This is a genomic window from Shewanella waksmanii ATCC BAA-643 (assembly GCF_000518805.1).
GTDB classification, from domain to species: Bacteria; Pseudomonadota; Gammaproteobacteria; order Enterobacterales; family Shewanellaceae; genus Shewanella; species Shewanella waksmanii.
The window spans coordinates 165,501-181,305 of record NZ_JAEH01000005.1 but is presented as its reverse complement, the minus strand read 5'-3'; the positions used below and the strand labels follow the sequence as shown (position 1 = coordinate 181,305).

The window sequence follows — 15,805 nt, the reverse complement described above, 5'->3', positions numbered from 1 at the left end:
ATCATTATCATTTAAGTTGGCAATGGTTTTTTGTGATTCTTAGTGTAAAGATTGCTGGCCTGTAAATTACAGGCAAAAAAAAGCCAGGATAATTATCCTGGCCACAAAGAGTGTGTGAGCAATGTCGTGCTTGCGAACTCAGATTAAATTAAACAGAGATGAAGTGCTTAATTAAGATTGAGTTTTGGAACGCATGTAAATAGTAATCATTATCATTCGTGTCCGCAAGTCTTTTTGTTGCAAATTTGACTATTTTGTTATTAAGCTGCGATAAGCTTTTGTAATCTAATCTTATTCTGCGAAATATTTTTTTCGTCATTGGTGACAGAAGCGATTTGATACTGGTGGTTTATCAGCATTTTCAGCATCGACGTGAATTGGTTGTAAGTATTGACTTCCATGATGCTAAAGCCCTGAGCCAATGCCTATTGCTCTTGGTCTGCCAGCAGTTGTTGTGCCAAGCCTAACTGTCGATAGTCAGGTAAAATTGCCCCAAGCCAGCTATAAAATTTTTGCTCATCAATGGCGTAGCCCAGTTTAAAGCCCGCAATTTCCCCTTCAACACGAATCAATTGCAGTAAGCAGCGTCTTTCAGTTAGTCGCTGCTTGAGTGTTTCTGTATTGTATTGACGTTCAAATTCAGGTATTTGGCTGCACAGTTCAATGACTAAATTGATAGCGTCAGCATCAATTTGGGTGTGTTGTTCAATCGTAATTGAGTACATCGCGGCTCTCTCATAGGGCCGCAACAAAGATGGCGGCCTCAATATAGGTTAAATTTCGACCGCGAGATTCTATTACAAAACGACTGGTCAGGCCAGTTGTTGCGCTAACTTATTGCTGTTTGTGATGACGAACGCAAGATTTTATCTTGCAGTATGCGCAACAGCACACCGTAAGCCGGCAAGAATAGACATAAGCTGACAGCTAGCTTGAACCCATAATCGACCATAGCGATTTCAGGCCAATGTACTGCCATAAAGCTATCGGTAGAAGCGTAAAATGCCAAACTGAAGAACACTAAGGTATCGACTAAGTTACCAATCACAGTGGAGGCGGCAGGTGCTATCCACCAAGTTTGCTGCTTTCTTAATTTGGCAAATACGGTGATATCCATAAGCTGACCGACAAGATAAGCAGCAAAGCTGGCAAAGGCAATTCGAAACACAAAGCTATTAAATTCAGCCAAAGCAGCGCCTTGGTATAGGCCATTGTGAAACATCACTCCAACTAAGTAAGAGATCACCAACGCAGGCAGCATCGCTTTGAGAATGATTTTGCGTGCCGCAGCTTGACCAAATATGCGCACCGTAAGATCGGTGGCCAGATAGACAAAGGGAAAACTAAACGCCCCCCAAGTGGTGTGCAAACCAAAAATTTGGAATGGCAATTGGACTAAGTAATTGCTGGCACAAATGATCAGAATATGAAAACTGACAAGGCAGAAAAGAGCACGTTTAAGTTGCTCGTTAGATAACATTAACATCTTGTGGCCTTTTTGATGGGTTAGCGCGGGGTGAGGGAACCCGCTAAGGTTGAATAAATCACTGACGACCGTTAAGTCATCAGTAAGCAAATTGCCGATAATTCGGGCGGCACATTATAGTGAGCTTTTATTATGGTGCAAGCCCAAACACTCAATTTAAGTGGCAGTTCACACTAAATTCTAGGTCAAACCTAGCGAAAAGCACCTAAACTTGATGGCAGAGTAGCTGGTTGTGAGCTGGCTAAATGGAACTGTTGATTCGCCTTTTGGGGGTGTGAAGTGAAGAACTGGCAGTTGATGTTATCTGGCATGGCAATGTTGGTTTCGCTGGGCAGCATAAGTGCGCCTATTAGTATTAATGTTGCTACCGAATACTTACAGGGCTATACCAATCATGATGGTTCTGGGTTCTATTATGACGTGCTAAATCGTATTTTTCCGCAGCCAATGTGGCAGGTCAGTGTTCAGGTACTGCCGTTTTCTCGAGTGAGGTACATGCTTAAGCATGAACGAGTGCATATGGCGCTGGGATTCTATCGTGGCGATATGGCGGACATTCTCTACAGTGCTAAACCGGTTGAAATAGACAGCGTTGATGCCGCATTAAGTCCGCAAATGGCCAAAACATGGCAAGGGATAAGCAGTCTTGAGAACAAAAAGGTGTTGGCGTTGCTCGCCTACCGATTTAACGACTTCATTGAGGTGCCAATGCACTATGAAGAATCTAGCGATCTGTTGAGTATGCTCAATCGTGTCAATGGCGGCAAAGTTGATGCGGTATTGGATTATAAGCCATCGATGCTGCGTTTATCGCAGCAGTTATCACAGCCACGTCAATACACGATCATCGAAGCGGTGATAAAAGCGCCGGTTTATTTTGTATTTGCTAATAACAGCGATGGCGAGGTGATAAAAACCCATTTCGATAAACACTTAGCTGTGCTGATCAGTAGCGGCGAGCTAGACAAGATGTTTGATTTATATGTGAAGGAGAACGACCGCCAAGGAAACCTTAAGCTTCCTTAACGGCGTTATAGTTCGGTCAAAATTGACAGCACGGTAGCAAGCTTATTTTCTAGTTCGCTCCACTCTGCGGTTGCTTCAGAGCCTTTTACAATGCCGGCACCGGCGAATAGATTGATGCGGTTGGGCTCAATAAGGGCGCTACGAATCGCCACCGCAAATTCACTCTCATGCTTATTAAAATAACCACAAGCTCCCGCATACCAGCCTCTAGCATAACCTTCTTGCTGACGAATAAAGCTCAGCGCGGACTCTTTAGGTAAGCCGCCGACAGCGGGTGTTGGGTGTAATGCCTGTAAAATCTGAAAATCATCCACACCCGCTTTGAGTTCGGCACGTATTGCGCGATGTAAGTGCTGAATATGACTCAACTTAAACACTTTGGCGAGCTCATCGGCACCGACGTAATGACTTAAGGGGGTGAGGGCTTCAACAATATGCTCACGTACCAATTGGTTTTCATGGCTGTTCTTGCCATCTTCAAGCAGCTGGTTAGCAAGCAATCTGTCTTCTTCTTCATTTAAACCACGGGTCGTGGTGCCGGCTAGTGCTTCGGTAAACAACTCGCGTTGACGTCGACGATAAAGTCGCTCTGGTGTGCAAGAGATAAAGGCACTGTCGGGGTTGAACTGGAATCCAAATTGAAAACTGTTGCTGTTGCGGCCCTGCCAGCATGCAAGCAACATCCAAGGATCAACTTTTTCGTCGACTTCCAGTTGGGTTAACCGTGACAGAACCACCTTGGGTGTTTCTTTAATGAATTTGTCATGGGTGATCTGTTTAACGAGCTCAGTCCAGCGGTTGCGGTCTGGGCGATCACTGCGTGCCAACAAATTAATCTTATTTGGCGGTGGCAAAGGAGCTGGAGGGGTAAGCAACTGCAATGCCTTGAGCGCTTGCTGACGCTCAGTTTCGGCGTCACAAGACTCAATATTAAGGTTGATCACCAATCGATATTGATTGCCACTGCGGCGCATCTCTATGCGCGGTAGCACGAAGTGGGCTCGACCATACTCGGGCCAGCTCGTGGTTTGTCGATCAAAAGCGACGCCACCGTAATAGCGAATATCTTGATTGCTCGACAGGGAACGTTGCTTTTGGTATTCCAGCGACATCTGATTGTCATCAGTGCTGTCATCAAAGATGAAGTCTTTACAGCTGCCTATTGCCGCCACTTCTTCTTGGGTATCGCGGCCTTTCCAATAAATTTTCGGAAAGCACGTCTGTGCTGCCAACCACGCAATCGTCGGCAGTGCACTCATTTCGGTTGAGAGTTGCACTATCGGTTCGCCGTAGGGTTGAAACTGCAGCTTTTCAAGTTTAGCGGTTAGGGATTTGACAGCCTGTGCTAATGAGGTGGCGCTCAATCAATACTCCAAAAGTTACCTGAATAAATTGTTGCGTGCCGAGCCCATCTACTCAGTTCACTCCCACTTAAGTGGGATAAACAATTGGTAATAAGAATCTTTACCACAAACTAATGGCCTAGGTAAAAACTGTCAAGTCGTAGACTTTTAACCTGTGAACTTGCTCGGCAATTGCACAGTCGTTATCGCTATTTATGTGAGCTTAACGCTGTGAACTTTTGTCTGCCAAATTGTCCATGTTAGACATTTTGTCTTTAATACTGATCTAATTCTTTTCCCTGTGTCGATATTTGTCGATCTAAGTTGGTTTTTCGGTTTTATTATCTTGTTGTTATCGCGTCGACTCTGAAAAATAACATTTTTTAATCGGTTAGATGTCATAACAACAATGAAAAACAAACATAATATATTGAGTCTGAGTACATTATCTATTGCACTAGCAGCCACGCCATTAATGAGTATGGCAGACGACCTTGGTAGTCCTATTTTAGATATTTCTGAAGTGATTGTGGTGAAAGGTGAACGCCCGACCAGTATAGAAACGGCCACGACAAGCTGGACAGTCACTAGCGATGAGATTGAAGCATTGGGGGTAACTAGGCTAGACCAAGTGCTTAAAAATGTCCCCGGTATATATGTGCGTGTTGGCGGCCAAGGCACCCCTCGAGTCGACGTGCGCGGTTTTAAAGCACGACATGTGCTGTTTTTCATCAATGGTGTGCCAGCCAATGGTGCCGAAGATGGTCAATTTGACCCTAGCGTGATTCCGACTAGCCAAATTGCCGCTATTAACGTTTCGGTGGGGCCGACCTCGGTACTCTATGGACCAGGCGGTGCTGGCGGTGTCATCAATATTATTACCAAGCAAGGAGACAATGCCCCTGCTGTGTCGGGCTCGGTGGAGTTTGCAGACAACGATACTGTTAACGGTGATTTAAGTATTGCCGGTTCTGGTGAGCGCTGGCAGGGGTTGCTATCAGCTTCACATCAACAAACCGACGGTTTCCCATTATCCAGTGACTATCAGCCTACCGCTGATGAAGCGGGTGATGTTCGCGACAACAGTGACCGCAAGCTAAGTAGCCTATATGGCCAAGGCAGTTATGCACTATCTGATAGCACTCAACTGTCAGCTAATTTTAGTGTTCGTAGCGGTGAATGGGGTAAACCCGCACTGGATGGCAGTAGTGATGGTAACCCTAAATACGAGCGTGTCGATGATTATGACTCGCAAACATTTCAAATCGGCATAGGCCATCAATTCAATTCGTTGTTTACACTGCGAGGTTATGGCTATTACAACCGCAGCGATGTGATTGAAAACCGTTACGTTGATAGCGACTACCAAGTCCTTGAGCGCACCCAAGACGGTAGCTCTATAGTTCAAGGTGGCAATATCCAACTGATCAGCAGTTTTAGCCCTGAACACCTATTGACTACCGCTGTGATTGCTGAGCATCAGCATTGGCAATCGGTTTCTACGGATCTGTCCAGTGATGACAACAGCGGCAGCGGCGACGGAAGTGGCAGCGGCGGTGGAAGTGGCAGCGGCGGAGGAAGTGGCAGCGGCGGAGGAAGTGGCAGCGGCGGAGGAAGTGGCAGCGGCGGAGGAGGTGGTAGCGGCGGAGGAAACGGTAGTGGTGGCGGTAATGGCAGTGGCAGCAGTGATAACTTTGATGATGCGGCATGGTTATACAGTGTGGCAGCGGAATACCAATACCAGCAACAAGACTACGGACTCACGTTTGGTGGCGCATTACATCAGCAGCAGCGGGTTGTCGATGATGAGACCGACCATAGTTTGCAAGCCGCGGGCTATTGGCAAGTAGGTCATAGTACCCAATTACATGCAGGCATTGCGCGTAAAGTGCGTTTTCCTTCTATGCGTAACCTTTACTCGCAGTCTTCTGGCAACGATGAATTAGTGGCGGAACGTTCTAAGCATGCTGAACTGGGTATAGAGCAGGGACTTGGCGCGCAAACATCATTGTCCGTTGCAGGTTATTACACGGACTCAGAAGATTACATTGCTAAAGATATCGACGGCATTTACCAAAATATGGGCCGCTACAAGTTTAAAGGGGTCGATGTTGCGATAACCAACATCAGCATTGATCAGTTGCAACTGAACTTTGCCTATAGCTTCTTAGATACTGAAGACAAAGATGCCGAAGTGGGTATGCAGTCTCTAGAATATCGCCCGCGGCATCAACTGCGCTTGCAAGCTGATTATCAATTTGATTTTGGCCTACGGGTGAATGTGAATGCAGAGCACATCATGGATCAGCAGTTCTATGAGCAGCAAAAAGTGTCGGGTCAACAAGTGTGGGTCGAACAATCGTTGCAGGACTATACCCTAGTTGATATCAATCTTAGCCAGCCGATCATTGATGACACGCTCGACGTTTATCTGCGGGTGAGCAACTTGCTTGACGAAAACTACTATCAAAGCCAGGCCTTGCCACAAGCAGGTCGAGAGGTATTTGCCGGTATCAAGTGGCGGATATAGCACATGGGCACGTCAGCATTAGTTGAACTTAAGCAAGTTGGTTTAGCCTATTCTAGTCGGCAAGATGCGGTACTCGATGGCGTCGACTTAGCCCTGCGGGCTGGTGAGTGTCATTTGATCACCGGTGCAACAGGTAGCGGTAAATCGACCTTGCTAGGGATTATTGCTGGCGTGGTATCCAGACCCATTACAGGTGAACTGTACACTCAGGCTGTGGTGGGTATGGTCATGCAAGATCCACAGGTACAAATTCTACGGCAAACCGTAGGTGCTGAAATCGCTTTTGTGCTGGAAAACATGGCCGTTGAGCCAAGTAAAATGCTGGTGCGAGTGCAACATGCCCTGCGGGCAGTCGGTTTATGGGTTAGCTTGGAAACACCCGTAGATAGCCTGTCACTGGGGCAAAAGTATCGCCTGATGTTGGCAGCTCAGCTGGTATGCGAACCGGATGTGCTGCTACTTGACGAGCCTTGGGCACAGTTGGATGACCTGGGGGTTGTTGAGCTTAGTGCGGTACTCAAATCATTGCTAGCACGTGGAATCGCGATAGTCATTGTCGAACATCAACCTCAAGCTTTTGCTGATTTTTACAGCCACTGTTGGCACCTACATCAAGGGCAGCTAAGTAAGCAAGCGAGCTTGTTTGCCGTCTCACAGCCAAAGCGTTATCGGCCAGTTCAGTGCGCCAAACAGCGCCAGTTACTGATAGAAGCACCGGCATTTTCGTTACAGTTTACCGATGGCAACTGTTTGTTTAAATGTGCAGGTTTACAGTTGTTCAGTGGCGAATTAGTCACTTTGGTAGGCAGTAATGGTGCCGGAAAAAGCACCCTGCTGAAAACGTTACTCGGCGCTCAGGCCGACATTGTGCAAGTCCCCATAAAGGTGTTGGGTAAACGGCCTAAGCTAGGTGGGTTTGGCCAGCAATTGATGATGCTATTTCAGCGCCCCTCAAGGCAATTGTTTGAAACCACGGTTCTGCAGGAGCTGTGCTTTAGCCTTAAGCGCTTCAATCTGCCACTGGAGCGCGCAACTAGCATGCTACAGCGTCTTGGACTTTCTCACTTGAGTGAGCATTCGCCCCACACTTTATCGTACGGTCAGCAGCACCTTATCGCGATAGCGTCGCTATTGTGTCTTCAGCCAAAAATATTACTACTTGATGACCCTTTTGCCGGATTGGATGACGATTATTGTCAGCAGGTCGTTGCATTACTGAACGAAGAGCAGCAACGGGGCTGTGGGATTGTGCTTGCTAGCCATAGAGCGTTGCCGCAGTTGCAAGTGGATAGGCAATGGCAGATCCAGGCGCAATATCTTAGTGGTGGGCAATTAGAGGTCGACCAAGTTGGCTAATAAAGCGCTCAGATTCACTTCACGTGCGCAGCGTGGCTCCTCAAAGCGCTATTTTGTCATCGACGATCCCAGTTGGTGTGCGGCAGCTTTACTGCTGGTGCTGACCTTGTCCAGCAGCGCATTCTTTATTGACCAAACTCAACTGGTTTATCTTTGCGTAGTGGATGGCATGTTGTTATTACATGGCTGCTATCTGCGCGGCAAACTGATGAGTTTGATTAAGTTGTTTGTGGTGCAGTTGCTAGTGACTTGCTGCCTGTATCTATTAATGCAGCAGTCTGATCGCATGCTTGAAGGTGTGCTGGCGGTGTGTCGTTTATTGTTGGCCGCCATTCCGGGCTGGTGGTTGGCAATGAGCTGCTCGCCAGAGCGTATTGCAGAGGTGCTTAATTGGGTGATGCCGGTGAAATGGGCATTTGTTGTTGCAGCATCTATCTCGTTATTGCCATTTTTCTCCCGTGAAATACAGGAAATATACGCTATTCAGCGTATGCGCGGCGCTAACATTTCCGCTAAAGCACTGCGCAATCCACGCCATTGGCCAGAGTTGGTGCACTGCATTTTGGTGCCGTTGTTGATTCAGCTGTTAAAGCTAGCCAAGCAGATGGCCAATGCTGCCAAATTGCGTCAGTTCGACCAGCGGCAAAAAACCACTTTCTGGCGTTATTAACTTTTTTGATTGAGAAAAACACATGTTTGATAAAAAACTCCAATTGCAAGATGCACTATTTATCGGTTTTTGTGCCACTTTGCTGGTGGCACTGAAAAGTATGCTGCGCTTAAAACTAGGGCTAACTGGGCACTCGATGTTTTTGATGTGCTTCTTTTATTTGGTTTGCTATGGCGGGGTGGGGCGTTGCGGCGCCATTACCTTATGCGGCGTACTCGCAGGCGTAGTCGCCATGATTTTAGGTGTTGGCAAAGGCGGGCCGTTAATTCTGGCCAAATTCGCCTTACCCGCGGTGGCCATGGATATCACCTTAATGCTACTACCCAGTGTTATGCCGCTGCTATGGCGCTTTATTGCGTTAGCATTGGCGGCGACGTTGGCGTGGGCGCTAAAGGGGTTTGTGGGCGATCTGCTGTTGGGCTTAAGTGTCGAAGTATCTCTACTAAAAGGTGCTAAGAGTTTATTTTTTGGCAGTTTATTCGCGATTGCAGCCGCACTGCTGGTTCCGAGCGTATTACAGCGACTGAAAAGTCATGATCTTCTCCATAAAGATGAGGTGTGATGCAATGACATTAACAACCCACTCATTACTGATTTGTATTGACGATACCGATGACATAGGCACTAAGGGCACGGGTGAGATTGCCCAAGAGATTGCCATGATAGTCAGCGAAGGCCAGTTGAGTCGCTGCGCGTTTGTCACCCGTCATCAACTTTTGGTTCACCCTGATATTGCCTATACATCGCATAACAGCGCGATGTGCTTCCAAGTCAGGACGCGGTTATCGCTAGCTCAGGCTAAAATGTTAGCGATCGCCCACATAAAGCAGCAGATGGCGGCGGCAGCCGATCCGGGCTTGGCAATCATTGATCTGCACCAAGCTTTTGATGAAACGGCATTGATTGAATTTGGCTTAGCAGCCAAGCAGCAGGTCACGACCAAAGCAAACGCCTATCAAGTTGCAGCTGATGCCGGGGTTGATCTTAGTGAGCATGGTGGCACGGGTGATGGGGTCATTGGTGCGTTAGCTGGTTTAGGTTTACGGCTATTTGGCAATGATGGTCGGGTTAAGGGCCAGTTGTTGACGCAACAAGTTGGCCAGATCTACAGCGTTGCCCAGTTGATTGAGACAACGGGCGTGGATCGCGTGATTGATGCCAAAGACAATGCCCTCGCGTTGACGGAGTTGGTGATGGTGACCGGCAAATTAAAAGCCGTTTACCGACAACATCAAAATAGCATTTTGGTGATGCCACTTGCCGGCCAATGGGTTAATGCCGATAAACAATTGCTTAAAACTTATTAAGGTGGGCTATGAGCCAGTTTATTAAAATCGATAGCCGATGGTGTGCGGATTTTGGCAATGATCTGTCAGCCTCGAGAGACATTGCTGCTTGCTGTCACTATTTTGATGCCGATGATGAAGATGAGCAGGTTGATGATGTGGCTATTTCCTGTGTTAACTGTGCGTTTCGTCGTTGGTTAGCACAGGGAGTCGAATGTATGAAGCTACCGCCTAGTTGAGCCGTTGCGGCATAAACTATTTGATTAGTTTCGCTTTTGCTTATGCTTTTTGTCGTATGGTAGGAATTTGTGTGATTTTTTATCCAATGGGCTACTGATTTATATAGCCATTTCCCTGAACTCAGCATAAAATGTCGCCCTTTTTCAGTATTATTTTGTTGTGCTTGTCACTATAGTGTTGATAAAAGGTCTAGAATTTAACGTAAAGTAACGTATTTGCTTTCATCCGGGGGGATGTAGTTCAGATGGGTGAAACCACCAAGCCTGGCGCCGACATGATGCGTATTCCTGTACCTCGTTTGCAGGTCGGAATGTTTGTCACTGCTGTGGATAAACGCGGTCATGTGGCTGTGGCTAATGCGGGTCAAATCCGCAGCCAAGAGTCAATTGATAAGCTGAGTAAAAGCGGTATCCAATATGTTTGGGTCGACGCCGAGCGCTCGGATGAAAGTTGTGGCTTGAAAAAAGCGTCACCTTTGCCGGCTAAACCGATAGTCAAGAAAACGGTTAATCGCGAACAGTCGCAAATTAAAGCTAAAAAACTGCTGATTGAAGCGAAAGGCTTGGTCAAAAAGGTGTTGTCTGAAACCTTCGAGGGCAAAGCGGTAGAAGTCGAGCCATTTGAAGCGTTAGCGGACAATATGATTGCATCAGTGTTAGACGATAGCGATGCGTTGAAGTGCGTATCGGCATTGCGAACCAAAGATGCTTACTTGCTCGAACATTCAATCAATGTTGCCTTTTTGCTGATCACTTTTGGTAAATACCTCAAGCTAGAGAAAAACATTCTTAGGCAGATGGCAATTGGTGGAATTTTGCATGATATTGGCAAAATTAAGGTCGACGATGAGATCTTAAATAAGCCTGCTAGATTAACGCCTGAAGAGTTTGAGCATATGAAGTTGCATCAAGTCTATGCAGCAGAGATCATGGCTGAAACCACAGGGTTATCGCAGATCAGCAAAGACGTATGCTTAATGCACCATGAGAAGCTCGACGGTAAAGGCTATCCCCATGGACTCAAAGGTGATGAAATCCCCTTGCACGGGCGCATGAGTTGTATCGTGGATATCTTCGATGCACTGACGGCTACCCGCTGCTATAAAGAAGCCATGAGTCCTGCTGCTGCGTTTAAAGTATTGTTGAGCCTGACACCATTTCATTTAGATGAAAAACTGGTTTATGAGTTTATTCGGTGTGTTGGGGTATACCCGGTTGGTTCGCTCGTTGAACTTTCTGACGGCCGAGTGGGCATTGTCTGGGATGCGAAAAACCGTGATGCACTGCATCCAATCTTGAAATGCTTCTATTCTAATAAGCACAAGCGTTATGTTGATGTCGCTATGGTCGATCTGCTCAAGTCAGATTTACATATCGAACGCGGCGTATCGCCAAGTAGCTTAGACGTCGACCCTTCGCCTTTTTATTAGTCACCATTAGCCAGCTTAGCTTAGCTGGCTGCCATTTTGCTTGATCCTGTCATTGATTGCCGCCTCTACATCATCAAGTTGTGCGGCAATAACCGCCAGAGAGTGGCCAATTGTTGGCGCATCTTGTTGAGCCGCGGCTTGCTCGATCAGTTCACAGTGTTCGGCAATCTGCTTTATGCCCATGGTTTTTGCAGATGATTTCAGCTTGTGGGCTATCTGACCTATGGTGGATATATCAAATTGGCTATCGCGCACCATAGCGCGTAATTGCGGCATGGTGAGCTCGATAAAGTCTGCCAGCGAAGCGATATAGTCAGGCATATCATCAGCAAACACATCGGTTATCACACTGTCATCAAAAATATCACTGACATCATTGTCCTGCATAGGCGCGTTCGCACTATGGGGGGCAGAGGGAGTCGGTGGCACAATTGAGGCAGGCGGACTAAATGTCATCGGCTCCATCGCGGGCAGCACTTTGGCAGTGGGTTGCGTTTGAGGTTGTAACCATTGCTGCAGCACTTTCTTGAGCTTGGCCATTTCAATGGGCTTGGCAAGGTAGTCGTCCATACCGGCAGCAAGGCATTTTTCTGCTTCTCCGAGTAGTGCGTTGGCGGTAATAGCAATAATGGGAATGTGCTTACCTTGATCTTGCTGCATAGCCTTGAGCGTAGCGGCAAGCTCATAACCATCTTTATTGGGCATATGACAGTCGGTCAGGACGGCAGCAAACTGGTGTTGCGGATAAAGTTGCTCAGCTTCAATGCCATCATTAGCTATCAAACTGCTGTAGCCTAGTTTTAGCAGTTGGCGCTTAATCACCTCTTGATTGGTTTGGTTGTCTTCGGCGACCAAGATCAGTCTGCCTGCGGCTTCAGCCTCTTCAATGCTGGCATCTGGGGTAAAGATCTCTTGATTATCAAACTCAGACATCTCTAACGGGCTGTCTTTACCCAGTGTCACACGGTATCCGTAGAGTAAGGTTGAGCGTTTTAGTGGTGATGCTGCAATGGCGAACGTGCGTTCATCCATAATACCCGCCCCACGAGATGCATAATCCAGCACAAGAAATCGCAGTGGCAATGACAGCGGAGGTTGCATAAATTCGGTATATTGCGCCAAGGTTGACGTTAGGTTGTCGGTGATGACGGTAATGATGGCTTGGTTTGTGGCGGCAACACTATGAAGATTGGCGGCCGACAATTCAGATAAGGGGATTTGGCTGTCACTCAGGTACTCTTCAACCACTTGACGGTGCCAGTTCGATTGAATGTCGATAAAATTAATCGTGTGTTGATATTCGCTGAGGTTAATTTTCTCCTGCGCGACATAAGGCAATGAGAGGTCGATGCTAAAGTTGGAGCCTTCACCTACTTTGCTGTCTACCGCAATTGTGCCACCCATTAAATCTATCAAGTTATAACAAATTGCTAAGCCTAAGCCTGTGCCGCCATAGCGCCGAGTTGTTGATGACTCAGCCTGGGTAAAGGGCTTAAACAGCATACTGATAACGTCGGCAGAAATGCCGATGCCGTTATCGACAATCTCAATGTTAAAGGTGACTTTTTTGCTGCCGACGTCGGTCATCCTAAGCAGTATTTTAACGACCCCTTGTTGGTTGTCGTTGGCGGAAAACTTCACCGCATTACCAATTAGATTGAATAGGACTTGGCGAATACGGATAGGATCACCAATTAAATGTGTGGGCAAACTGGGGTCGATATACAGTTGCAAACTAACTTGTTGCTTGTCTGCGTTGGGGGTGATGGTATCAACCACCCCTTCGAGTAATTCATCTATAGAGAAACTAATGTGTTCAAGGGTTAATTTACCGGCTTCAATTTTACTAAAATCGAGAATGTCATTAATGATGTTGAGCAGTGAAAAAGCTGAGCTACGTATGGTTGAGGTCATCTGCCGTTGTTCATGGTTCATCTGCGTTGTTAACATCAGATCTATCATGCCGATGACCCCATTCATCGGGGTGCGAATTTCATGGGACATGGTAGCCAAAAACGAGGCTTTGGCTTTAGAAGCCGCTTCAGCATTTTCTTTAGCCTCAACGAGCTCGCGCTCTGCAAGGTTGCGGGCGATGATATTTTTCTTAAATACCTCCATGGCTTTGGCCATATAGCCGACTTCATCATTGCGGCCGCTATAGACGATATCTACGTCAGTATCACCATCGGCAAGCTGCTTCATGGTGCCGCTCAATTTAGTAATGGGGCGGGTGATGACTCGGTAAGTAAATAGGATAATACCGGCGCAAAGAATCAATACCGATGCCAGCGAGGTGATCAGGACATATTGGTTAGACTGAGTGACATCATTGAGGCCGTTAAGTGAGATTGAGGCGCTGGATTCAGCCTCTTTTGACATGTCATCAAGCAACTGCTCTAGTCGCGCGAAGGTCTTATGCTCTAGCTCATCAATGGCTTGAATAGCCGTGATTTTGTTAGCCGAGTCATAACGCTGAAATACTTCAAACCCCCCGTCTCGAAGCACTTTGTAGAGCGCCTCAACATCATTAAGTTGTTCAACTTCTTTTGTACGTTGCTCAAGTGGCTTGAGCTTAGTTAAGAACTCTTCAAAGTTTTGTGCGTTTTCGACAAAGTCATTCTTTGCTTGATAGACTCCGGTAATGTACTCGGTCAGGTTTGCGACCATATCGCCAGCTTCATCAACCAGCTCTAAATAGTAGCGTACTCCCGGTAGATCATCATTAATCACCTCGCGCAGATCCGCTTGAGAGCCAACATCGTTAATTTCGCTCTGCTTTAGCGAATCAAGTAACACCTCCAATTTGCGCCCTGTTACCTCTGTGAGTCCCTTTACGCGTTGTTTGGCCCACTCTTCATTTTCTGGGTTATAGCGATTAAACACCTCTGCCCGTGCGATAGTTTGGTAATCTTGAAACAGCTGCTCGATTTCTGCCACCCGTTTATCATTGTTTTTGAGGGCATTTTTAAGTTGGGCTAAATAGAGGTAGAACTCGGCTTGGTTGTTATCGAACTCTTGTTTTTCATCTACTTCGCCTAAGGAATACTCTAAAATGTTGGCATTCATGTCACCTATTTCATCAAGCATATTGATGGTGGCAATTGCCTTGGGAATTTCAAATTGACTCACTCTGCTGGTATCGGTTGAAACCCGCTGGTTCATCAGGTAATTGGAAGTAGACAAGATGATGACTAACAGGCTAATGGAGAGCATGGCGAGAATTACTTTGGTGCCGATAGAGTTGAGTGAAAGCCAGTTGGAAAACGAGCGCTGCGCCATTGAGCAAACCTTAGTTTTAATTAGTATGTATCAAGTGTAGAACAGCCATGTGGTTTTGCATGTTGGTTGTCAAAATTAGACGTTATTTCATAGGATTATATAGACTGGTTAGCTCGCAATTTGCAGCACTACTGTGGTGAGTCCCTCAAACTGAGTTATCTGTAAAAAAGCCAAGGAACTCTACTAAGGTGATGTTATCCAAGTACCCGCAGGCCCCGTAGCCCGCAGGGGATGAAAGATCAATACGCAACGAGATGAATATGAATAGAAGAGATGTGCTAATTGGTGGCAGTGCAGCCATAGTCGCGGCGATGCTATCGCCCACAGCATTAAGTGATACCGGCGCTCGCCACAAAACGGTTGCGTTGGTCTTCGATGACTACGAAACGTTAGATCTGCATGGTCCGATTGAAATGCTCGGACACATGCGCAACAGCCAGATATTGCTGGTGGGAAACCAAAGTGTTGTGCGCAGTTATCAAGGCCCTCGTGTGGTGACCGACAGACAGTTGCCAGATGTGATTCCGTGCGATCTATTTTTGATACCCGGTGGCTTAGGGACTCGCACTTTGGTTGATGACAGTGAGCTGGTTGATTGGCTAGTACGCCAATGTGCAGTATCCAAAAAGGTGTTTTCAGTGTGTACTGGCAGTGCACTGTTAGCCAAAACCGCTTTGCTGAATCAAGTGAGTGCGACGACCAATAAAATGGCCTATAACTGGGTAACAAGTTTGAATAGCCAAGTGGTGTGGCAGCCGACAGCCCGCTGGGTTGATGATGGCAAGTACCTAACTTCTTCTGGGGTTTCAGCGGGTATCGATGCCGCCTTACATTACATTAAACAAACCCAAGGTGAGGCTGAAGCTCGGCGAATAGAGCAACTCACGGAATATCAATGGAACAGCGATAGTCGCCAAGATCCTTATGCTATTTCAGTATAGTCAAAATACCACTTATTAGTTTTAGCTATTTATTAGTGGATTACAATATTATCCCCAACGGCACAGATGCGAAATAATTAGCCTATCTAATTGTCGGCCGTGGGGGTAATCGTGCGAAAACTATTAATCATATTATGTTGCGTTGTTTTTGTTAGCGCCTCGCTTAGTACTGAAGGTTTATTACGTTCAGTCATCGACTTAAGTGCTTTTTTACTGCTG

The 15,805-nt window shown here is 46.7% G+C and carries 13 protein-coding genes; 9 read left to right on the top strand and 4 right to left on the bottom strand.

The genetic code is table 11. The features are described 5' to 3' along the window. Positions 1 to 425: 425 nt before the first annotated feature. Both L865_RS25845 and L865_RS0103545 read right to left on the bottom strand, forming a co-directional pair. Positions 426 to 725 carry a GNAT family N-acetyltransferase gene (locus L865_RS25845; protein WP_245608384.1) on the bottom strand — a complete coding sequence of 100 codons (300 nt, stop codon included), beginning with the start codon at positions 723 to 725 and terminating at the stop codon, positions 426 to 428. A gap of 104 nt (positions 726 to 829) precedes the next feature. Next, positions 830 to 1,486 (bottom strand): 7-cyano-7-deazaguanine/7-aminomethyl-7-deazaguanine transporter, encoded by a 657-nt coding sequence (locus L865_RS0103545; protein WP_028771969.1) that lies wholly within the window; start codon positions 1,484 to 1,486, stop codon positions 830 to 832. 279 nt (positions 1,487 to 1,765) lie between these two features. On the opposite strand from L865_RS0103545, the gene L865_RS0103540 reads away from it, so the two are divergent. Continuing rightward, positions 1,766 to 2,512: a substrate-binding periplasmic protein gene (locus L865_RS0103540; protein WP_245608383.1), complete on the top strand. Its 747-nt coding sequence runs from the start codon at positions 1,766 to 1,768 to the stop codon at positions 2,510 to 2,512. A gap of 5 nt (positions 2,513 to 2,517) precedes the next feature. Here L865_RS0103540 and L865_RS0103535 read toward each other — a convergent pair whose 3' ends face one another. Beyond that, positions 2,518 to 3,876, bottom strand: coding sequence for an isochorismate synthase (locus L865_RS0103535; protein WP_028771967.1), 1,359 nt, complete (start codon positions 3,874 to 3,876; stop codon positions 2,518 to 2,520). A 388-nt stretch (positions 3,877 to 4,264) separates the two neighbouring features. On the opposite strand from L865_RS0103535, the gene L865_RS0103530 reads away from it, so the two are divergent. The 7 genes from L865_RS0103530 to L865_RS0103500 all read left to right on the top strand — a co-directional run bounded on the left by L865_RS0103530 (position 4,265) and on the right by L865_RS0103500 (position 11,366). Then, entirely contained in the window at positions 4,265 to 6,385 is a 2,121-nt protein-coding gene (locus tag L865_RS0103530) for a TonB-dependent receptor plug domain-containing protein (protein WP_028771966.1), read from the top strand. Between the two features lie 3 nt (positions 6,386 to 6,388). Beyond that, entirely contained in the window at positions 6,389 to 7,741 is a 1,353-nt protein-coding gene (locus L865_RS0103525) for an ATP-binding cassette domain-containing protein (RefSeq protein WP_028771965.1), read from the top strand. Continuing rightward, a complete protein-coding gene (locus L865_RS0103520) occupies positions 7,734 to 8,411 on the top strand; it encodes an energy-coupling factor transporter transmembrane component T (RefSeq protein WP_028771964.1) in 678 nt (225 codons plus the stop codon). Before L865_RS0103525 ends, L865_RS0103520 begins: the two co-directional genes overlap by 8 nt. A 22-nt stretch (positions 8,412 to 8,433) precedes the next feature. After that, positions 8,434 to 8,973 carry a hypothetical protein gene (locus tag L865_RS0103515; protein ID WP_028771963.1) on the top strand — a complete coding sequence of 180 codons (540 nt, stop codon included), beginning with the start codon at positions 8,434 to 8,436 and terminating at the stop codon, positions 8,971 to 8,973. Between the two features lie 4 nt (positions 8,974 to 8,977). Continuing rightward, positions 8,978 to 9,718, top strand: coding sequence for a DNA-binding protein (locus L865_RS0103510; RefSeq protein WP_028771962.1), 741 nt, complete (start codon positions 8,978 to 8,980; stop codon positions 9,716 to 9,718). Positions 9,719 to 9,726: 8 nt separating this feature from the next. Next, entirely contained in the window at positions 9,727 to 9,936 is a 210-nt protein-coding gene (locus L865_RS23045; RefSeq protein ID WP_037470473.1) for a hypothetical protein, read from the top strand. A gap of 245 nt (positions 9,937 to 10,181) precedes the next feature. Further along, positions 10,182 to 11,366, top strand: coding sequence for a cyclic di-GMP phosphodiesterase (locus L865_RS0103500; protein ID WP_028771961.1), 1,185 nt, complete (start codon positions 10,182 to 10,184; stop codon positions 11,364 to 11,366). A gap of 15 nt (positions 11,367 to 11,381) precedes the next feature. On the opposite strand, the gene L865_RS0103495 is transcribed toward L865_RS0103500, so the two are convergent. Then, positions 11,382 to 14,645 carry an ATP-binding protein gene (locus L865_RS0103495; protein WP_028771960.1) on the bottom strand — a complete coding sequence of 1,088 codons (3,264 nt, stop codon included), beginning with the start codon at positions 14,643 to 14,645 and terminating at the stop codon, positions 11,382 to 11,384. 260 nt (positions 14,646 to 14,905) lie between these two features. Between L865_RS0103495 and L865_RS0103490 the strand changes: the two genes are divergently transcribed. Continuing rightward, positions 14,906 to 15,586 carry a DJ-1/PfpI family protein gene (locus L865_RS0103490; RefSeq protein WP_028771959.1) on the top strand — a complete coding sequence of 227 codons (681 nt, stop codon included), beginning with the start codon at positions 14,906 to 14,908 and terminating at the stop codon, positions 15,584 to 15,586. Positions 15,587 to 15,805: the final 219 nt, after the last annotated feature.